We start from the raw sequence: 19,088 nt of genomic DNA on the forward strand, positions 1-19,088 counted from the left end.
CCATACCAAGGATCACATTTCGCTATCAATGGTCGGGGTATTGGGCACATCTTGAAGGCTGCTCAGCCTACCAGAATTTATGACTGCGTAAAATAAAACGGGAGGCATAAGCCTCCCGTTCTTTGTCAAAGGGTTTAACGAACCAGCATGCTGGCTCTACCCATTGATTAATCAGCTAAGTGGATTACTTCCACTCATCCAGTTCTACACGACGGTTCTGGAAACGACCCTCTTCGGTATCGTTGGTTGCCACGGGACGCTCTTCACCGTAGCCCACAGCACGCATACGGTTAGCTTCGACGCCGCGCTGGTTCAGATAGGTTGCAACGGACTCAGCACGACGCTGAGACAGATCCTTGTTGTACTGGTCAGAACCACGAGAATCGGTGTGACCTTCAATGCTCACACGTACATCTGGGTTGTTAACCAGACGCTCAGCAACGCCGTTAAGAACATTTTGTGCATTCGGTGTTAGCTGGGCGGAATCGAACTCAAAGTTCACATCCTGAAGAACAACGCTTTCCGGGCAACCCAGTGCGTTTACGTCAACGCCTGCCGGGGTATTCGGGCACTGGTCACGGTAATCCGGCACGCCGTCGTTATCGGAGTCCAGCGGGCAACCGTTGGCGTTAACTTCTACACCAGCCGGCGTGCCCGGGCACTGGTCACGGTAGTCCGGCACGCCGTCACCGTCGGAGTCCAGCGGGCAGCCTTCGGCATCAACAGCAACGCCAGCTGGCACTTCGCCGTAGCTCGGGCACTGCGGTGCTACCGGCTCAGGTGTACGATCTGCACACAGCAGACCACCGATAGCTGCGCCAGCCGCTGCGCCGGTTGCGGCACCCGCATCTTCATCTGAGCTGCTGCTGGTGGCATAACCAATGCTACCGCCGATGATACTGCCCGCCAAACCACAAACCGCGGGGTGCTGGTACCAGCTTTGGCCGCTGTTGGCGCCTGCTTGGCCAGAAGACTGAGAGGCTGAGCTAGCGCAACCTGACAGGCCGACGACTAGAGCAGAACCGATTAGCAAGCCAGTCGTTGATTTTTTCATGCAAGACTCCTTCTTGATCCAATGCTGACATGGTCTAGAGACCAAATCTATCCAATGCTTCTTATGGCGAGAGCATCCATTTTTCGCTGTTCTGATCCAGGACGGGGTTCCCCTGCCCCTGAAACTGAACGTGGTGCCTATCATTAACGCTTCAGCGTTAGAAGGCAACAATGCCGAGATATCAACTTCTTGCCAATACCGACCTTACCAGCATAGCAAAGCTCACATCGATGGCATTAAAAATTTTTAATGAAGAGCGGAAGGGCCTTTAGCGCGCCATTTAATTACCTCTGCGGCGGCTGCGAGCACCGCAGGGCGCATCTCATCTTCCACAGCTAGCCTTTCCTTGTCCTCTTGCATTCTTTCCCGTGGGGTCAACTGTTTGCGCGCAGAGTGCGTCTTGAGATGACGCGTACGGCTATAAACCTCGGCGAACGCCTGAAACTCAGGTCGTTCAGAAAGACTTGGATCGACGATTTCAAGCAGCACTTTACAGCGCCAGGAACCCTCGGTGATGTCGACTTGCTCTTGGACGAGAGCGCTCACCACGTAGTCCAGATTTTCTAGGCTGTTTTGCTGAGCACGCCGTTCTTCTTCCAGTCTAAACGCTTCACGGCGCTTCACTTCGCTTCGCAATTTATGGGCGTAGACGACCAACCCGGCGATGATTAGCACAGCGACAACGAACAGTAAAAGTGCAACCGTTGAACTCATAAAGCCCCTGAAACGTATAAAATGCTTAACGAGAATTGTACACCTAATTGCCTCAAGTAGACCAATCTGATTCATGCGCCTTCAGGTTGCTTGCATTTGATGGGCAAAGAACAGTAACCTGCCCCGCCTTTTGGTACCGCCAGCACCACCACGCCCATCCCATGCTCAGCGCTAGCAATACAGCCCCTGCCGTATGCAACAAGGCTAACCAAAGCGGCAGCCAGAGCAGAACGTTAGCGACCCCAAGCGCCACCTGTAAGCAATAAGCTCCTAATGCGAGACTCAAGGCGATGCTGACTACTTTGATGCCCCGATAGCGCCACCATAACGCTAGTAAAGCGGCACCCAACAACAGTGCTCCCATACGATGGACCATATGAATAGCGGTGCGAGCATCTGCGTGTAGTTGACCATGGAGATAATTAGGGCCAACGCTTTGGGTTAGGTGGAAGCCTTCGCTTAGGTCCATGCTTGGCCACCATTGTGAATTACAGGTAGGAAATCCTTGGCAAGCAATACCGGCATAGTTGCTTGTGACCCAGCCACCCAGTGCAAGCTGCAACAATAAAACCCCACCTGCCAAGTACCACAGTACGCCACCCTTTTTAGCTTGCCCTATTTGCCCACGCCATGAACGGCGTATGCGAAGATGTAGCCAAAAAAACAGCATTAAAACGCTCAATCCTCCGAGCAAATGAAGTGTCACCACCTGCGGCCATAGTTTTAATGTCACAGTAAAAGCACCAAACGCCCCTTGTAACAGAATAACGGCCAACAGAACCATGCTTAACCGCCATGGATAACCCGCTTGATTACGTACCGACCAACCCAGCGCAAGAACGCTAAGTACTATCAACCCTAGAAAGCTCGCCACATATCGGTGAGCCATTTCCACCCACGCTTTAAAGGGCTCTAACGGAGCATCTGGATGGCGAAGGGCAACATGCTCACTATCAGGCACAATTAGGCGCCCATAACAGCCAGGCCAATCAGGGCAGCCTAGGCCAGCATCCATTAACCGAGTCCATGCGCCTACCAATATGACGAACGCAGTCAACAGGGTTCCCACCAGCGTAACCCTCATGAGCCAACGAAGACGGCACTCTCGATAGGTCTTCATTAAGTTTCCTTACGGCTATTGCTAGCCGAACATAAGCTAAATAGGATTTACTTTGAATAGGTGCCGGATGTCATCAAGAATCTCGGCGGTTGCCGCTTCTTGAGTAAACGCGAGTGCTGGCCTTCCCATAGGGTCGAATAACCAAACGCTGTGCGCAATGCTCCAAGAGGGTACGCTTTGCCAAACTGTCACCGTCTCCCCAGGCAGCGTGGCATCGTCACCACCAACTCTTAATCGCTTTAGTCGAGTGGCTTCACGCCCTAATGCACGGTGTAACCGCCACAGCTCATCCTGTTGCTGCACACAGTTTGCGCCGCAGTCTAATACCAGCGTCCATTGTTCAGAGGCAGTGATGGAAGCCATCAGCGGCCAATCCTCAAGCGGCGGCACCTCTATGGTTACTTTTCCGTGGGCAGTATGGCCCTGAGGAATTCCCACATTCCAAGTCACCATTCCCCAGGCCGTCACAATAGGAGCGGCAAAAATGGCAAACAAGAGAACCACCTTAAGCCTTGCGTAACGTACTGGACGACGGTGGCGCATGTTAACGCCCTCCTTCGTAGCTTTCTCGAAAGTCGCTCACTAGACGGTATCCACCCAATAGCATGATCACCAACGCCGCCAGCGCCAGTCCCCACCATTGAAAAGCGTAGCCAAGATGCCGGCTTGGCGGCATCGCATTTGCCTCCCACCAAGGGGTAAAAACACCTGCACCCTGCTGGGCATGAAGCCAGCCATTATGGCTGAAGACGCCCAACGCCTCTTCCCAAGGAGCCAAGCTCAGCTGTTGCAGCCTGACGCCTTCTTGGTTGGCTCCATAAAGCGGCCCTTGCGATTGCTCCGCCTGCCACTCGCCAGACACCTCAACCGTGCCATGAGGGGTAAATACCGAAGGAGACGCCCGGCTTGTACCTGTTTCAATAAAACCACGTTGTACTAACCAGAGCTGCCCATGAGAGTCTTTCATCGGTGTCAACACCGCGACGCCTAGGCGACCGTTAACGATACGGTTATCTAAGTAAAGCGTGTGCTGCTCAAGATAGTCGCCACGTAGATGCACCTGCGCCCCTCCTTCCGGTGTTTGGATTGGCTCAACCACTGTTGGCGCTGCATCACGAATGGCTAGCAGTTCACGCTTGTCAGCGGCCCTTTCCCACTGCCATAGTCCTAGGAGCAACCCTAAAACCACTACAACACTCCAAAACACACACCATCCGTATAGTCGCGCTGGAAAATAAGAGGGCTTCATCATGTGGTTAAAACTGCTCATTGCATTAGTGTTTATAGGAATAGTGGTCAGCTTAGCCGCAGGTGCAGGCTTTTTACTACATGACGAAAGCACCTCCAGGCGGTTACTCACATCACTTAAATGGCGCATTGCGTTAGCCTGCGTATTGATGGCCCTGCTTCTCTTTGGTTTCTTATCTGGCGAGCTTTGATAACTCACTAAAATACATAAACAAAGATAAAAAGCCCTACCCACACTACATCAACGAAATGCCAATACCAGCAGGATGCCTCAAAACCAAAGTGATGATCGTTAGTAAAGTGACCTTTGATAATTCTTACCAGCATGCTCGCCAAAATGAGCGTACCAATAATGACGTGGAGACCATGAAAGCCTGTCAATATAAAAAAAGTAGCCCCAAAAATACCGGCCTCTAGGGTAATGCCGTAATGATGATAGGCTTCATAATATTCGACGCCTTGGATAAGGATAAAGCAAATGCCCAGCAGTACTGTGCCTGCTAACCAGTTACGACAGGTCTGACGATAGCCAAGCTTCAGAGCTTCATGGGCAACCGTTAGTGTGATACTTGATGTCACCAAAATCAGTGTGTTCACTAAGGGTAATTGCCAGGGGCTAAGTACGCTGGAGGGCCCTGCAACAGAGGCATCAGGGGGATTGAGTAGCGGCCATTGAGGAACAAATTCGGGCCATAGCAAAGCAGATACGCCTTTTGCCCCCTCCCCTCCTAGCCATGGAATTGTGAAGGTCCTTACATAAAACAGTGCGCCAAAAAAAGCGGCAAAAAACATGACTTCTGAAAAAATAAACCAGCCCATTCCCCATCGAAACGAGCGATCCATTTGTGCGTCGTATAAACCGCCCATCGACTCGTGAATGACGTCTCGAAACCAAAACCCCATGACACAAATAACGCATAGTAAGCCAATAACTAACAATGGCGCCCCGGTGTTGTAAACTAACTTGATACCAATACCGGCCATCATGGCACCTAGCGCAAGCGACCCTAAAATAGGCCACCGGCTGTTCGCAGGAACGTAATAGCTGCCGCCGCTCATATTTTATCCCCCGCCGCGTTATTGTTATTGAGTGGATTAAGCGCAATGCGCTGTACCGGGTATAGGGTATACACCAAGGTAATGGTGCTGATTTCTTCAGGTAAGTCTTTAGCTAACTGAAACACCAGCGGAATGGTTAGTCGCTCATCGCCTTGTAGCTGCTGTTCTTGGAAGCAAAAACAGCTGACTTTACGTAAATGCGTTGTTGCACTAGAGGGTGAGACGCTAGGCACAGCGCGTCCCCAACTTTCTTGGTGGCTGTTATTCGTAAAGGTAAAATCCACTTCTGCGGTTTGGCCTGGATGTACCCGCATTTGCCGCGTTTCAACACTCATTTGCCATGGCAGTCCCGCACTACCACGGGTAATAAATTGAACCGTAATGAAGCGCGACTGATCCACCTCTTCATGAATGATAGCTTTTGCCGTGGTATCGACCTTTCCGTTTAAACCCGTTACCCGACAAAACACGTCGTAAAGAGGAACTAAGGCAAACGCAAAGGCAAACATGCCAAGAAGGGCTGCGACACTGCGAATGACGGTCCGCCTAACGCCAGCTTGTTGAGAACCATCTGCTGCCATTTTTCATCCCTCCGCCTTCTCCAACGCTTTTATGCATTAATCGTGCGATTGAGCACGGTGAAATACCGGCGGCGTTTCAAAGGTGTGTAACGGCGCAGGGCTAGGCACACTCCACTCTAAATCAACAGCACCCTCCCAAGCTTTTGCAGGCGCTTTTTGGCCACCTCGTACACACAGCACTACCACCAGCACAAAAAGTAGTTGCGAGGCACCAAAGAAGAAGGCGCCAATACTTGAGAGCAGATTAAAATCGGCAAATTGCAGCGCATAATCAGGGATGCGCCTAGGCATGCCTGCCAAACCGGCAAAATGCATGGGGAAAAAGGTTAGATTGACCCCAATGATTGAGCACCAGAAGTGGCACTGCGCCAGACGCTCGTTAGGGTAATGGCCTGTCCATTTAGGCAACCAGTAGTAAACGCCCGCCATGATGGCGAAGATCGCGCCAGGCACCAATACATAGTGGAAGTGCGCCACCACAAAGTAGGTATCGTGGTACTGAAAATCGGCAGGTGCGATGGCTAACATCAGGCCTGAAAAGCCGCCAATGGTAAATAGCACTACAAACGCCAACGCAAAAAGCATAGGGGGCTCAAAACTAATCGACCCGCGGAATAGCGTTGTCACCCAGTTAAATACCTTCACCCCTGTTGGCACAGCAATCAACATGGTGGAGTACATAAAGAACAGTTCCGCCGTCAAAGGCAGGCCCACAATAAACATATGGTGCGCCCACACCAGAAATGACAGCAGCGCAATGGCTCCAGTGGCATAAACCATCGAGGCGTAGCCAAATAAGGGCTTACGAGCAAATGTAGGGATAATCGCCGACACGATGCCAAATGCTGGCAGGATCATGATGTAGACTTCTGGGTGGCCAAAAAACCAGAACAGATGCTGGAATAAGACAGGATCTCCTCCGCCCGCTGCATCAAAGAAGCTAGTCCCAAAGTTAATGTCCATTAACATCATGGTAATGACGCCCGCTAACACCGGCATAACGGCGATAAGTAGAAATGCCGTAATCAGCCATGTCCAAACGAATAGCGGCATATCCATCATGCGCATGCCAGGCGCACGCATATTCAGGATGGTCGCGATGATATTAATCGCCCCCAAAATAGAGCTAATGCCTGCCATATGCAGCGCTAAAATAAAAAAAGTCGTTGAAGCTGGCGCATACGTTGTTGATAACGGAGCGTAAAATGTCCAGCCAAAGTTGGGGCCGCCCCCAGGCATAAAAAGAGTAGACAGCAGCAGGGTAAAAGCGACCGGCAGTAGCCAAAAACTGAAGTTATTTAGCCGCGGCAAGGCCATGTCAGGGGCTCCAATTTGCAGCGGAATCATCCAGTTAGCTAGGCCTGTAAACGCTGGCATAACGGCTGCGAACACCATAATTAGGCCATGCATGGTGGTCATCTGGTTAAAGAACTCGGGCTCTACCAACTGCAAACCAGGCTGAAATAGCTCAGCCCTAACCACGAGCGCAAAAATGCCGCCGACAAAAAACATCGTGAGCGAGAAAATCAGATATAGCGAGCCAATCTCTTTATGATTGGTGGTCAGCAGCCAACGCATCAAGCCTTTGGGTTGGGCTGCATGAGGGTAATGCGACTGGCCTTCCTGAGACTGGCCACCAGCCACGGCAGACGAACTATGCTGCAGTGAGTGTTGTGGAGGTAGTTTGGGCGCCATATGTCTCTCCGCATGCTTGTCGTTTTAGTAGAAGAAGTTGGTCAACACCTACTGGGCAATACGCTCGGCCACCGTAGCTGGCTGAACGGTATCACCAGTCTCATTCCCCCAAGCGTTGCGCGTATAGGTCACAACAGCCGCTATCTCTACCGGATTCAGCGTATTGCGGAAAGCAGGCATGGCGGCTCCAGAAACACCGTTAATCACGCGATCCAAATGCCAGTCGAGTTCATTAATAAGCTGTTCATTTCCGGCGAGCGCTGGAAAGGCTGGCGGTGCGCCCTGCCCTTCGCCTTGATGACAGGAAGAGCAAATAGATTGATACACCTCTTCACCGCGAGCCATTAGCTCCTCTATAGCCCATTCGCGATCAACACCCATTGCCTCTTGCTCAGCAGCCTCTTTGCGCTCTTCAAGCCATGTTTCAAACTCCGCTTCTTCCATGGCATGCACCACAATGGGCATAAAGCCATGATTCACACCACACAGCTCGGCACACTGGCCACGATAGATACCAGGCTCGTTAATTTGCACCCAATTTTCATTAATAAAGCCAGGAATGGTGTCTTGTTTAACAGCAAGCTCTGGAACCCACCAGGAGTGAATCACGTCGTCTGATGTCATCAGAAAGCGTACTTTGCGATTAATAGGCAGCACGAGAGGCTCGTCAACATCAAGCAAATAGTGCTCGTCTCGATCGGATTCGCCTCGAATCTGTTCGCGTGTGGTGCTTAAGTTCGAGGTATAGGCAATGTCCTCTCCTAGGTATTCGTAACGCCAGCGCCACTGCTGCCCCGTGATCATAATGTCTAGATCCGCTTCAGAGGCGTCATACATATTTTTAAGCGTGGCCGTCGCAGGTACCGCCATACCTACCAAGATCAAAATGGGAATGGCCGTCCACAGCACTTCAACGGAGGTATGTTCATGGAAGCGGGCAGCTTTGGCTCCTTTAGAGTGGCGATAGCGAAACAAGGAGTAAAACATGACACCAAAGACGATCACCCCAATCACTACACACACCCAAAATATGGTCATGTGTAGGCCAAAAATATTGCGGCTGGTATCAGTGACCCCCACCGGCATATTCCAACTGCTAGCGTGGGCTTGAGAGAGACTTGCGACACTGGTAATGGTGAGAAGCCATTGCCACGGTAAGCGCATAGAAACCTCCTTTATTCTTGTTGTTCTCGCCAACCCTTTTATTAGGTCAGGGTTAAGTGATATCGATCAGTATAGAAAACATGTGGCATTCGTCACGAACTACTATCGTGATGCCTCTCAACGCTTCATCCCGCTGCATAAATCGCAATACCTGCTAAGAGCAGCACAAACATCATCGTCACTACCACCGCCGTGATAATGAAGGCGACTGGCTTGCCGTTTGAAAAATCCTGCTGACGCTGGCGGTCATTCTGAACACCTAGTAGTGCTGCTAATACTGACTTAACCACTGACCACATAGAGCCTCCCTCAAGGTTGAGGTATTGCATACTCAATTTGGCAACTGCCCTGAAGCACTCAGCTATAGTTGAGGATAGGCAATTTTATGAATCGTGCTGCCTGAAAAGCAGCTTGATCAAAAAAAGAGTTTGCTAACGAGCACTATCAGGCATTGGCAAAAACGCTAGCCGATGCCCATGCTGACCGCATAGCTGGCATGACGCAGCTATCGAACGACTTTCGACGCTGCCTTTGGGAGGAAATTTAGCGACTCGTAAATAAGCTTGCGGCTTGTAGTCCGGCAATTCACACTATGCATCACCAAGTTAAAACCAAAATGGCCTGTCAAGGGAGCCGTGTATGCCCAAGCATCGTGGAGTCGTTCTTCGCCACCTGTGTTTCGCCTTATTGCCGCTTTTGCCACTCGCGGGCTGCACCACTTATACGTGGCCAGATGGCTCCCAAGAGACCGTACTGGGCGTAGTACCTGAAGATGAAAACCGCCGCTATGAAGAGCCCCAAGCCGACGGTGTACGCTACCGCAAGCCCGGTGAAATTCCAGAAGAAACGCCGCGTGAAGACGCTCCGAGCAACTAAGAAAGGCAAGCCTTTCAACGCTGGCGGCGCTTTGTATATGCTGTGGCTTGAGCGGTAAGAGGATCTTCTGGCCAAGGGTGCTTTGGGTATCGCCCGCGCATTTCTTTGCGTACTTCTGAGTAGCCGTTCAACCAAAAGCTTCGCAAATCTTGAGTCACCTGCAGTGGCCGCCGTGCAGGGGAAAGCAAGTGAAGTGTCACTGGTACACGCCCATCCACTACGGTGGGCGTTGCCTGCCAGCCAAAGGCTTCCTGAAGCTTCAACGCCAGCACCGGTGGCCTGCCTTCCCGGCAGGGTGTGTAATCCACTTTAACGGCATTGCCACTAGGCGCTTCTATCAAACTGGGCACTAAGCGCTCTAGCTGAGTCTGCTGCTTCCAATCAAGCGTGTTCATTAAGTACGTGTGAAACGGCAGTTTTTGCAACTGCGTTAAGCGCGTCAGACCCGCCATATAGGGGGCCAGCCATGTCTCGAGACTGCCTAACAACGCAGAGTCGGACCAATCGTTCCACTGTTCAGGATAAGCGCCAAAGAGCAGCGCCATTCTCCCCTGCAGTTGAACCACCTGTGTGTTAAACAGCATGTTGGGACGCTGTTTTAACGCTGCCATTAGCGCTTTTTCTACCGCGTCGGCAGGCAACCGACGCAGTGGGCGTGTTGCTAACACAAGCTCGCTGTGCCGCTGAACGGCTTCATCAACCAGCTTACCCTGCTCTTCTGACCAGACAATGCGCTCTTCCCACTGCTGGGTCTCGGGGTAAAAGTTAGTCAGCGTGGCTAACGTGATAGGCTCTGCTAAATAGATGCCTGCCTCGCTGTTAGCGCTCTCTACACTCACTGCCACTAAAAAAGGCTCTTGAGCCAGTGGATGGTGAGCAGGTAGCGTAGCGGTTTTACCGTTAGCCAGTTTAAAACGACCCGGTGTCATCAGCTGAGCGATGCGATCCGGGTATGCTAGGCAAAGCAGCGCACCAAGCTGCTCCAAGGAGCTGTGCCGCGCCACAGGCGAACGCATCAGGCTCGACAATCGCTTTACTTCATGTCGCCACTGAGGATAAGCCGCAGGCTGGTTAACCCTTTGAGCTAAGGCGTCGCGCAGCGTGCCATTGATGCGCTCCCTGCCTTCCATTAAAGCCGCTAAGGCACAGGCAAGTGGCACCGCTTCAAATGATGCCGCTTGAATGAGCATGGTAGCTAAACGCGGTTCGAGGGGCAGTTGAGCGCTCTGTTTACCCAGCGGGGTCAACATACCGGCACTATCTACTAAGCGAAGCTGCTGCAACAGCGCTTGGGCACTTTTCCATGCTCCTTCAGGTGGCTGCGTCACCCATGAAAGCTCACTCGGCGAGTGCACACCCCATAGCGCTAGCTCTAGCGCTAATTTAGATAAATCAGCCTGCAACATCTCAGGCTCACCATAAGCGACCAGCGGCTGCTCAGCTGACCATAAACGGTAACAAACGCCTGGCTGCTGCCTACCCGCTCGGCCACGTCGCTGGTCAGCACTCGCTCTATTCACCCGCCGGGTCATGAGACGCGTAAGCCCAGTGCGAGGGTTAAATAGCGGCACTCGTTCTAAGCCAGCATCAATCACGCTATTGACGCCATCGACGGTAACGCTGGATTCCGCAATGGCGGTTGAAACGATGACACGTTGCCGTGTTGTAAGAGGCCGCAATGCCGCTTGCTGGGCGTCGAGCGGCATGCTTCCATGAAGCGCACGAATCTCAACATCCATACTGCTACTTTCTAGAGCCTGCACAAGCTGGGAAATTTCTGCGATACCGGGCAGTATTACCAGCACATCTCGGCTACCCTCTCGCTTCAGTGCCTCCTTGGTGACTCGCAAGGCAGCCCTATCTAATGATTCATGAGCCTCCACAGGACAGTAGCGCGTTTCCACTGAAAATTCGCGGCCACTACTCTCAATAACGGGGGTGTCACTACCTAACACACCTTTTAAAGCAGCGACATCCAATGTGGCAGACATCACCATTAGCCGAAGATCATCACGGATGCTCTCTTGTACATCCAGTGCTAACGCAAGTCCTAGGTCTGCTTCAATGCTTCGCTCATGAAACTCATCGAAAATAATGCCCGCCACCCCTTCCAATAAAGGATCGTCTTGCAGTATGCGGGTAAGCACGCCTTGGGTGACCACTTCCAGCCGGGTATTGGGGCCTACATTGCTATCGCCCCGCATCCGGTAACCCACCGTTTCACCTATCTGTTCGTTGAGCTGTGACGCCATAAAGGTGGCTGCCAAGCGAGCGGCGACACGACGCGGCTCTACCAGTAAGAGACGCTGACCTTGCGCCCAGGCGCTGGAGAGTAACATTAGCGGGACACGGGTTGTTTTACCGGCACCTGGTTGAGCCACCAGAATAAGCCGAGTGTGTTCGGCTAGCATGGTTTGAATGGAGCTTAGATGTTGTTCAATGGGAAGCGATATGGTCATGAATCAGTGCGAGGTTGCATTTGAGGAAGTAATACCGCATCCCTTCAGGATAACGTGCTCAAGGAACTGACAAATGGAAGCCAAGTCAGCCTCACTCAGCGCTTCTTCCCCAAGAATGCCGGTCACTTGAGCGCTATATTCCGTGTAGTGCTGAGTGGCCGACCAAATTAGAAAGATCAGCCAACGTGGATCAACATCGTCCATTTTACCCTGCTGGGACCACTGACGAATAATCACTGCGCGGGAGGCTACCCACTCCTTTAGTTCGCCGGCGAGATACTCTTTTAAGAAAGGTGCCCCCGCCAATATCTCTGCGGCAAACAGTTTGGACCCCTCAGGGTAACGCTGCCCAAGCATCATTTTGGTGCGAATAAAATCACTGAGTACCTGCCCTGGGTCGCTATCCTCAGTAATATCCTCTAGTACCGCATTCCAGCGATTCATCATCCGATTTAGCAGTCGCACATACAGCGCCTGCTTGCTCCCCATATAATAAAGAATATTGGCTTTTGGCAGCTTAGCTTGGTCTGCAATCGCCTGCAGGCTAGCACCACGATAACCATGTTGTGAAAACACCTGCTCTGCAGCGCTTAATATGGTTTGTTCAATACGGTCCCTGCTGGCATTTTCTTGGTTCGCGGTATCAGCCGTCATTCAGTAAGCTCCTTTAATAAACCTTGCAGTGTAATCGCGAGAAATGTCTACCAAGCGTGCGTGTCGCATCACTGTGCATTTCGCAGTGCGATGCTCACTAATAGTGCATGTCACATCTCATATAACAAAGTCTTGCAAGATTTGCATTTTTGTCCCAAGCTCAACGTTGTTGACCGATCGGTCAAAACAATCATAACGGAGTTTGGCATGGCAACAATTGAGTTTTTGCTCAATGGCACCCCGACCCGGTGTCATGTGCCCTCTGACACAAGCATTCTAACGCTGCTACGCGACTATTTGGGGATGACCGGCACGAAAGAGGGCTGTGCATCGGGTGACTGCGGCGCATGTACCGTCGCCATTAAAAGCGATACAGCGCCTCATTTTGTAAGCCTGAATGCGTGTATTACACCCGCTCACCAGTTACATGGCCAGCACTTGCTAACCGTAGAGGGCTTGGCCACTGACGAAGAACTTCACCCGGCACAGCGTGCCATGGTGGAGTGCCATGGCAGCCAGTGCGGCTTCTGCACGCCCGGCATCGTAATGTCGCTATTTACGCTACATTCACAACAGCAACAGCGGCCAGCCACCCTTACGCCAGAGCGGCTTGAAGCAGCACTGGGCGGCAACTTGTGCCGTTGTACCGGATATCGGCCTATTCGTGACGCAGCGCTAAGCATGCAGGAGTCTTCTTGGAAAGCACCGCAATGGGTTGATGCCAGCCAACCCGCTCATACTCCACTTACCGCTCCTCAATCTGCGGAAGCCAACACGGACCTTTTTGCTCAGCCCACGACACTGAGTCAACTAACTGAACTACGCCGACACTATCCATCTGCACGCCTTGTTGCCGGTGCCACCGATCTGTGGCTGGAAAATACGCAGCGCCTGGCGTTGCTTAATCAACTTATTGATGTCACACGGGTTGATGAGCTACGCCATATTGAAGAAGCCATCTTTGATGAGCAGCCAGGCTGGTGGGTAGGCGCAGGCGTCACCTATTCACAGCTCGAACCACTGCTAGAAACCCACTATCCCGCCTTTGCACATCTACTTCATCGGCTCGGCTCACAGCAGGTGCGTAACCGCGGCACACTGGGTGGCAATATTGCCAACGCATCGCCCATTGGCGACACCCCGCCCGTACTGCTGGCGCTCAATGCCTGGGTAGAACTGGCTAACCAGGATGGCAGTCGCGCGCTGCCGCTGAGCGACTTCTTCCTGGATTATAAAAAAACGGCGCTGGCAGCGGATGAAGTCGTGAGTCGAATATTTATTCCACAATTGGCGGACGACGCCGTCCTGAAAGTATGGAAACTCTCCAAACGGCGTGAAGACGACATCTCAGCCGTACTAGGAGCCTTCCATTATCGTATCGACGATGGCGTTATGCAGGATGTTCGTATCGCCTTTGGCGGCATGGCGGCCATCCCTAAGCGAGCGCTACAAACAGAGGCAGCGTTAACAGGGCAGCCTATCGCGAAAGAGAGCTTTCAAGCGGCACAGCGGGCGCTATCGGAAGAGTTTCAACCCATGAGCGATGTGCGCGGCACACAACACTATCGTCATCAGGTGGCAGCCAACCTGCTCGAACGCCTTTATCTATCGCTCTCAGTACCTAATCAAGAGGTGATGCTCCATGCGTACGCTCACTAAGCTTGATGGCGACAGCAGCCGCGCTCGCCGCGAGCTGCATGACCATATCCAAGGTTCTGGTCCACTGGCTCGCCATACGGTGGATAGCCACGGGCAACGGCAAGCCGGTGCTTCCAGCTTCCATGAAAGCGCAGAGAAACATGTCACCGGTAAAGCAACCTATATTGATGACATTAAAACACCCCAAGATGCCCTGTACGTGGCGCTCGGCCTTTCACCTGTCGCTCACGGCACGCTAACGAAACTGGAACTTGATGCTGTAAGACAGGCGCCTGGCGTTGTCGACGTGATCACTCTCCATGATGTACCAGGACACACAGATATTGGGCCGGTATTCCCCGGCGACCCTATTTTTGTCGACCAGGAGATCAGTTACGCGGGACAATGCCTATTTGCGGTGGCTGCCACCTCTTTACAGGCAGCTCGCCAAGCCGTGAAGCTGGCCACACTGCATATCGACGAACAGCCGGCTAGCCTAGATCCTGTGGCCGCTGCTGGACGTCAAGAGGTTGTGCGCCCAACCCACGTGCAGGAGCGGGGCGACTGGCAAACTACCTTACAGCAAGCCGAACAAACTATAGAAGGCGAGCTATTTATCGGTGGGCAGGAGCACTTCTATCTCGAGGGCCAAGCGTGCATTGTGGTGCCTACGGAGGATGAAGGGGTGATGGTTCATACCTCTAACCAGCACCCCAGTGAGACCCAAAAATTGGTGGCGGAAGTGCTCGGTATTCCTTTTCATTCGGTCACTGTAGAAGTGCGCCGTATGGGCGGCGGCTTTGGCGGTAAAGAGACACAAGCATCGCCCTGGGCCTGCATTGCCGCCATTATTGCTCGGCGTACCGGTAAAGCCACGCGACTTCGCCTGCCACGCAGTGAAGATATGCGTGCCACTGGAAAACGCCATCCTTTCCATAACCGCTATCAATTAGCGATTGATGCCCAAGGCGTTATCAAAGGCGGCGATATTACCGTTATTGGTGACTGCGGCTATTCACCAGATCTCTCTGATGCCATCGTGGACCGCGCGATGTTCCACGCGGATAACGCTTACTCATTGGGAGATGCCCGCGTCACCGGCCACCGCGCTAAAACCCATACGGCGTCAAATACCGCCTTTCGTGGTTTTGGTGGCCCTCAGGGCATGATGATCATTGAAGCGGCGATGGATGATATTGCCCGCCGCGTTGGTGAAGATCCTTTAACGATTCGTAAGCGCAACTTTTACCGGGAGGGGCGAGATACCACCCACTATGGTCAGCAGGTTGACCAAAAGCAGCTTCTGCACACGCTGGTTGACACCCTGGAAACGAGCAGCGACTACTGGGCACGCCGACAACACATTCGGGACTACAACGCGGCAAGCCCTGTTATTAAAAAAGGGCTCGCACTGACTCCTGTCAAGTTCGGTATCTCTTTCACCGCCCAGCATCTTAATCAAGCAGGGGCACTGCTGCATGTCTATACCGATGGCAGCATCATGATTAACCACGGCGGCACAGAAATGGGCCAGGGGCTGCACACAAAAATCTGCCAAGTGGTTGCCCGAGAGCTTGGACTAGATCTGGATAGCGTGCGGATCAGCGCTACTCGCACAGATAAGGTGCCTAATACCTCACCCACCGCCGCATCCAGCGGTGCTGACCTAAACGGTATGGCAGCACGAGACGCCGCAAGCAAGCTTCGGGAGCGGTTGTTTGAGTTTGCAGCGGGGCATTTTGAGGGCGGGTTAGATAGAGAAGGCATGAGGCTAGAGCATGGCATGCTCATCGCTGGCATTGGCGAAAGTGAGCGTCGAATTCCTTGGGGCGAACTCGTTCAAACCGCCTATTTGAACCGTGTCTCTCTTTCTGAGAAAGGCTTTTATGCCACGCCGTTAATCCATTACAACCGGGCTACAGGCCAAGGCCGCCCTTTTTATTATTACGCTTTCGGCGCGGCAGTGGCTGAAGTGAGTGTAGATACACTCAGCGGGGAGTATTTGGTTGACCGTGTTGACGTACTACACGATGTAGGCAACTCACTGAACCCTGCTATTGATATTGGCCAAGTAGAGGGTGGGTTTATTCAAGGCATGGGCTGGCTGACCAGCGAAGAGCTGAAGTGGAACGCCAAGGGAGTGCTCGTCAGCGATGGGCCAGCCACTTATAAAATCCCTACCTATGGCGACTTACCGAAAGTATTCAATGTCGATCTGTTGGAGGGACACCCAAACTCTATGGCAAGTCTTTACCGTTCCAAAGCGGTGGGAGAACCGCCCTTTATGTTAGGTATGTGCGTGTGGTCTGCACTTCGGGATGCACTAGCAAGCCTAGCGGATTATCGCGTCTCTCCTCACCTGGACACGCCAGCTACACCTGAAAGAGTCATGCTGACAGCCAATGCCATTAGGAATAAAGCGTTATGACGCAAGCGCCCGAAGCATGGCACGCTGCGCTGAACCGCCTGCAGCTCAGCGGTACTCCTCACGTGCTGGCAACTCAGGTGACCAGCGCGGGCTCGACTCCTCGTGAGCCGGGCGCGCGAATGGTGATCACCGCTGATACTATTTTCGATACGCTGGGAGGAGGAACATTTGAGTGGCAAACCATCAGCGCCGCCCGAGACTTCTTGCAACAAGGCAGCGCTGGCTTTCATTTAGAGGCTTTCTCGCTGGGTGGGCGCAGCGGCCAGTGCTGCGGCGGCTTTGTTAACGTACTACTGGAAGTATTTCCCGGCGTTTCCAGTCACATTGCGCTCTTTGGGGCCGGTCACGTGGGTTGCGAGATCGTTAAACTCAGCGCTCCTTTGCCCTGGCACCTTGATTGGTACGATAGCCGTACCGATATATTTGACGAACAAGATGACCAGCAGCCTCGGCTTAGCTGTCACACACTAACAAGCCCCCAAGAGAGCGTTTTAGCACTTCCACCACATTGCCATGTCCTGGTACTCACTCATAACCATGACGAGGACTACGCACTGATAGCAGCGCTACTTAGACGCGCTGACATAGCCTCTATCGGGCTGATTGGTTCTGATAGCAAATGGACTAGCTTTCAAAGTCGTTTGAAACGCGATGGTTATAAGCCAGAAGAAATACAGCGTGTGCGCTGCCCTGTTGGCGCTGTTCATGGCACCAAACTCAGTAATAAAACGCCCTACGCGATTGCTATGACAGTGGTCACTGAGCTTTTATGGCTTACTGATAAACCCACTGCCCACCAAACCCGAGGGCTTGAGCCTGACGCACTGCGCTCTCTATTTCACGATACTGCGACAAACCCGAATTAATATGACTTCTACTGATACGTTTATCCGTGCGGAGCTAGTTAGCTTTGCCCGCGACCCAGGCGACGGCAACTTGCCTCAACCGGGCAGTCTTAAGCACTACGGCGACGGTCTTTTATGGCTTAAAGAGGGCCATATCCAAGCGATTGGGCACTATGCCGACCTCATTGACCAGCTACCTCCAAATAGCCAAGTGCTCGATTATCGCGGCAGACTGATTATGCCTGGGTTTATTGATACCCATGTGCACTACGTTCAGCTTGATATCATGGCCTCCTACGGGCGTCAGCTGCTGGACTGGTTGAATGACTATACCTTTCCTGAGGAGTGTCGGTTTGCCAGCCACGCCCATGCAGAGGCACTTTCTAATGCCTTTCTAGACGAAATGCTCCGTGCAGGCACAACGACAGCCCAAGTGTTCGGCTCGAGCCACCCAGGCTCGGTAGATGCCTTCTTCACGGCTTGCCAAAAACGCCAGCTGCGTATGCTGGTAGGAAAAGTCTTGATGGATCGCAACGCGCCTGATGCGCTGATGGACGGCTCGACGGGAATCACCGATACAGAGCGTTTGATTGAAGACTGGCACGGCAAGCAGCGTCTTGGTTACAGCGTCACGCCACGGTTTGCGCCGACATCTACCAAGACACAGATGGATGCTGCTGGTGCCCTGCTTCGCAATGACCCTACTCTGTGGTTACAAACTCACTTGGCTGAAAACAGCGGGGAGTTAGACTGGGTCGCCGAACTCTTCCCAGGCAGCAGGGACTACCTCTCTGTTTATGAAGAAGCTGGCCTAGTAGGACCACGCAGTACTTTTGCCCATGGCATCCACCTTGATAACGGAATGCGCAAGCGTTTGGCCGAGCGGGGCGCTAATATTGCCTTTTGCCCTAGCTCCAACCTTTTTCTTGGCAGCGGACTCTTTGATCGAGAAGCGGCGAAAGAGACTGGGATGGCATTTACCTATGCCAGTGACATTGGCGCAGGTACGGACCTCTCAGGCTTTGGCACCTTGAAAAGTGCCTATCAGGTTGGTCAACTACGCGGGCAGCCGCTTACCGCTTGGCAAGGCTTCTACGGATTAACCCACGGTAATGCAAAGGCACTCTCGCTGAACAGTCAGGTTGGCCAGCTTGCCCCCTCCTATGAAGCAGATTTTGTGGTTATTGATCCTCATGCTACATCGCTCCTTGAGCGCCGCATCCAACACTGCAACACGCTTGGCGAGCGTTTATTTGCACTGATGATGCTTGCTGACGACCGCGCCATTTATGAAACCTGGGCGGGTGGCATTTGCCAACACCGCAGAGATTAACCTCAGCCATTGCTACACAGCCATAAAAGCCGCTCATAAAGAGCGGCTTTTATGGATTATTCCGCGTCTTAGCATGCCCAATCGAGTAGGAGGGGGAGTCGCCTCCCCCGTCCTCTCACACCACCGGGCAAACGGATCCGTACCACGGCGGTTCCTGTCCCCCATTATCGGGCTGAGCTTCGTTCCGCTGAATTCGCTCGCCTGTGTGCTCTGAGCGCTT

General features: G+C 52.7%; 18 protein-coding genes. 6 read left to right on the top strand and 12 right to left on the bottom strand.

Annotation, left to right across the window (positions count from 1 at the left end; all coding sequences use genetic code 11):
- Positions 1-184: 184 nt before the first annotated feature.
- From AC13CN_RS16045 to AC13CN_RS16065, 5 genes are all read right to left on the bottom strand, one after another.
- Entirely contained in the window at positions 185-1,054 is an 870-nt protein-coding gene (locus tag AC13CN_RS16045) for an OmpA family protein (RefSeq protein WP_054641112.1), read from the bottom strand.
- Positions 1,055-1,300: 246 nt separating this feature from the next.
- The gene (locus tag AC13CN_RS16050; protein ID WP_062361291.1) at positions 1,301-1,768 is read right to left on the bottom strand and encodes a DUF2489 domain-containing protein; all 468 of its coding nucleotides are present in this window, start codon (positions 1,766-1,768) and stop codon (positions 1,301-1,303) included.
- A gap of 52 nt (positions 1,769-1,820) precedes the next feature.
- Complete coding sequence (locus AC13CN_RS16055) at positions 1,821-2,888, bottom strand: COX15/CtaA family protein (RefSeq protein WP_062361293.1); 1,068 nt, start codon at positions 2,886-2,888, stop codon at positions 1,821-1,823.
- Positions 2,889-2,924: 36 nt separating this feature from the next.
- Positions 2,925-3,431: a hypothetical protein gene (locus tag AC13CN_RS16060; protein ID WP_062361295.1), complete on the bottom strand. Its 507-nt coding sequence runs from the start codon at positions 3,429-3,431 to the stop codon at positions 2,925-2,927.
- Position 3,432: 1 nt separating this feature from the next.
- Positions 3,433-4,095, bottom strand: coding sequence for an SURF1 family protein (locus AC13CN_RS16065; protein ID WP_323133612.1), 663 nt, complete (start codon positions 4,093-4,095; stop codon positions 3,433-3,435).
- Positions 4,096-4,138: 43 nt separating this feature from the next.
- On the opposite strand from AC13CN_RS16065, the gene AC13CN_RS16070 reads away from it, so the two are divergent.
- Positions 4,139-4,327, top strand: a complete 189-nt coding sequence (locus tag AC13CN_RS16070) for a DUF2909 domain-containing protein (RefSeq protein WP_044629439.1) — start codon at positions 4,139-4,141, stop codon at positions 4,325-4,327.
- A 7-nt stretch (positions 4,328-4,334) separates the two neighbouring features.
- On the opposite strand, the gene AC13CN_RS16075 is transcribed toward AC13CN_RS16070, so the two are convergent.
- From AC13CN_RS16075 to AC13CN_RS16095, 5 genes are all read right to left on the bottom strand, one after another.
- Entirely contained in the window at positions 4,335-5,195 is an 861-nt protein-coding gene (locus AC13CN_RS16075; protein ID WP_062361297.1) for a cytochrome c oxidase subunit 3, read from the bottom strand.
- Positions 5,192-5,776 carry a cytochrome c oxidase assembly protein gene (locus AC13CN_RS16080; protein WP_044629441.1) on the bottom strand — a complete coding sequence of 195 codons (585 nt, stop codon included), beginning with the start codon at positions 5,774-5,776 and terminating at the stop codon, positions 5,192-5,194. The genes AC13CN_RS16075 and AC13CN_RS16080 overlap by 4 nt, the downstream gene beginning before the upstream one ends.
- Positions 5,777-5,812: 36 nt before the next feature.
- Positions 5,813-7,471, bottom strand: a complete 1,659-nt coding sequence (gene ctaD / locus AC13CN_RS16085) for a cytochrome c oxidase subunit I (protein WP_044629442.1) — start codon at positions 7,469-7,471, stop codon at positions 5,813-5,815.
- Between the two features lie 48 nt (positions 7,472-7,519).
- The gene (gene coxB / locus AC13CN_RS16090; RefSeq protein ID WP_044629443.1) at positions 7,520-8,635 is read right to left on the bottom strand and encodes a cytochrome c oxidase subunit II; all 1,116 of its coding nucleotides are present in this window, start codon (positions 8,633-8,635) and stop codon (positions 7,520-7,522) included.
- Between the two features lie 125 nt (positions 8,636-8,760).
- Positions 8,761-8,934 (bottom strand): DUF2970 domain-containing protein, encoded by a 174-nt coding sequence (locus AC13CN_RS16095; protein WP_082051444.1) that lies wholly within the window; start codon positions 8,932-8,934, stop codon positions 8,761-8,763.
- Positions 8,935-9,274: 340 nt separating this feature from the next.
- Here AC13CN_RS16095 and AC13CN_RS16100 point away from each other — a divergent pair, with 340 nt between their 5' ends.
- Positions 9,275-9,511 (top strand): hypothetical protein, encoded by a 237-nt coding sequence (locus tag AC13CN_RS16100; protein WP_044629444.1) that lies wholly within the window; start codon positions 9,275-9,277, stop codon positions 9,509-9,511.
- A gap of 14 nt (positions 9,512-9,525) precedes the next feature.
- Here the strand turns inward: AC13CN_RS16100 and hrpB are convergent, their stop codons facing one another.
- Positions 9,526-11,970, bottom strand: a complete 2,445-nt coding sequence (hrpB, locus tag AC13CN_RS16105) for an ATP-dependent helicase HrpB (RefSeq protein WP_483053272.1) — start codon at positions 11,968-11,970, stop codon at positions 9,526-9,528.
- Positions 11,971-11,973: 3 nt separating this feature from the next.
- The gene (locus AC13CN_RS16110; RefSeq protein ID WP_062361300.1) at positions 11,974-12,624 is read right to left on the bottom strand and encodes a TetR family transcriptional regulator C-terminal domain-containing protein; all 651 of its coding nucleotides are present in this window, start codon (positions 12,622-12,624) and stop codon (positions 11,974-11,976) included.
- A gap of 207 nt (positions 12,625-12,831) precedes the next feature.
- Between AC13CN_RS16110 and xdhA the strand changes: the two genes are divergently transcribed.
- The 4 genes from xdhA to guaD are packed head-to-tail and all read left to right on the top strand — an operon-like array spanning position 12,832 to position 18,868.
- Positions 12,832-14,283, top strand: coding sequence for a xanthine dehydrogenase small subunit (gene xdhA / locus AC13CN_RS16115; protein WP_062361303.1), 1,452 nt, complete (start codon positions 12,832-12,834; stop codon positions 14,281-14,283).
- Positions 14,267-16,690 (top strand): xanthine dehydrogenase molybdopterin binding subunit, encoded by a 2,424-nt coding sequence (gene xdhB / locus AC13CN_RS16120; protein ID WP_062361305.1) that lies wholly within the window; start codon positions 14,267-14,269, stop codon positions 16,688-16,690. Before xdhA ends, xdhB begins: the two co-directional genes overlap by 17 nt.
- Positions 16,687-17,556: a xanthine dehydrogenase accessory protein XdhC gene (xdhC, locus tag AC13CN_RS16125; protein ID WP_062361308.1), complete on the top strand. Its 870-nt coding sequence runs from the start codon at positions 16,687-16,689 to the stop codon at positions 17,554-17,556. Before xdhB ends, xdhC begins: the two co-directional genes overlap by 4 nt.
- 1 nt (position 17,557) lies before the next feature.
- A complete protein-coding gene (gene guaD / locus AC13CN_RS16130; RefSeq protein ID WP_062361310.1) occupies positions 17,558-18,868 on the top strand; it encodes a guanine deaminase in 1,311 nt (436 codons plus the stop codon).
- Positions 18,869-19,088 lie beyond the last annotated feature (220 nt).

The sequence above is a fragment of the Vreelandella sp. L-25 genome (genome assembly GCF_056857535.1).

What these genes read in the sequence shown, in the direction of transcription:
- AC13CN_RS16045 (WP_054641112.1), bottom strand. Translation starts at nt 1,054, where the DNA reads ATGAAAAAATCAACGACTGGCTTGCTAATCGGTTCTGCTCTAGTCGTC.
- AC13CN_RS16050 (WP_062361291.1), bottom strand. Translation starts at nt 1,768, where the DNA reads ATGAGTTCAACGGTTGCACTTTTACTGTTCGTTGTCGCTGTGCTAATC.
- AC13CN_RS16055 (WP_062361293.1), bottom strand. Translation starts at nt 2,888, where the DNA reads ATGAAGACCTATCGAGAGTGCCGTCTTCGTTGGCTCATGAGGGTTACG.
- AC13CN_RS16060 (WP_062361295.1), bottom strand. Translation starts at nt 3,431, where the DNA reads ATGCGCCACCGTCGTCCAGTACGTTACGCAAGGCTTAAGGTGGTTCTC.
- AC13CN_RS16070 (WP_044629439.1), top strand. Translation starts at nt 4,139, where the DNA reads ATGTGGTTAAAACTGCTCATTGCATTAGTGTTTATAGGAATAGTGGTC.
- AC13CN_RS16075 (WP_062361297.1), bottom strand. Translation starts at nt 5,195, where the DNA reads ATGAGCGGCGGCAGCTATTACGTTCCTGCGAACAGCCGGTGGCCTATT.
- AC13CN_RS16080 (WP_044629441.1), bottom strand. Translation starts at nt 5,776, where the DNA reads ATGGCAGCAGATGGTTCTCAACAAGCTGGCGTTAGGCGGACCGTCATT.
- ctaD (WP_044629442.1), bottom strand. Translation starts at nt 7,471, where the DNA reads ATGGCGCCCAAACTACCTCCACAACACTCACTGCAGCATAGTTCGTCT.
- coxB (WP_044629443.1), bottom strand. Translation starts at nt 8,635, where the DNA reads ATGCGCTTACCGTGGCAATGGCTTCTCACCATTACCAGTGTCGCAAGT.
- AC13CN_RS16095 (WP_082051444.1), bottom strand. Translation starts at nt 8,934, where the DNA reads ATGTGGTCAGTGGTTAAGTCAGTATTAGCAGCACTACTAGGTGTTCAG.
- AC13CN_RS16100 (WP_044629444.1), top strand. Translation starts at nt 9,275, where the DNA reads ATGCCCAAGCATCGTGGAGTCGTTCTTCGCCACCTGTGTTTCGCCTTA.
- hrpB (WP_483053272.1), bottom strand. Translation starts at nt 11,970, where the DNA reads ATGACCATATCGCTTCCCATTGAACAACATCTAAGCTCCATTCAAACC.
- AC13CN_RS16110 (WP_062361300.1), bottom strand. Translation starts at nt 12,624, where the DNA reads ATGACGGCTGATACCGCGAACCAAGAAAATGCCAGCAGGGACCGTATT.
- xdhA (WP_062361303.1), top strand. Translation starts at nt 12,832, where the DNA reads ATGGCAACAATTGAGTTTTTGCTCAATGGCACCCCGACCCGGTGTCAT.
- xdhB (WP_062361305.1), top strand. Translation starts at nt 14,267, where the DNA reads ATGCGTACGCTCACTAAGCTTGATGGCGACAGCAGCCGCGCTCGCCGC.
- xdhC (WP_062361308.1), top strand. Translation starts at nt 16,687, where the DNA reads ATGACGCAAGCGCCCGAAGCATGGCACGCTGCGCTGAACCGCCTGCAG.
- guaD (WP_062361310.1), top strand. Translation starts at nt 17,558, where the DNA reads ATGACTTCTACTGATACGTTTATCCGTGCGGAGCTAGTTAGCTTTGCC.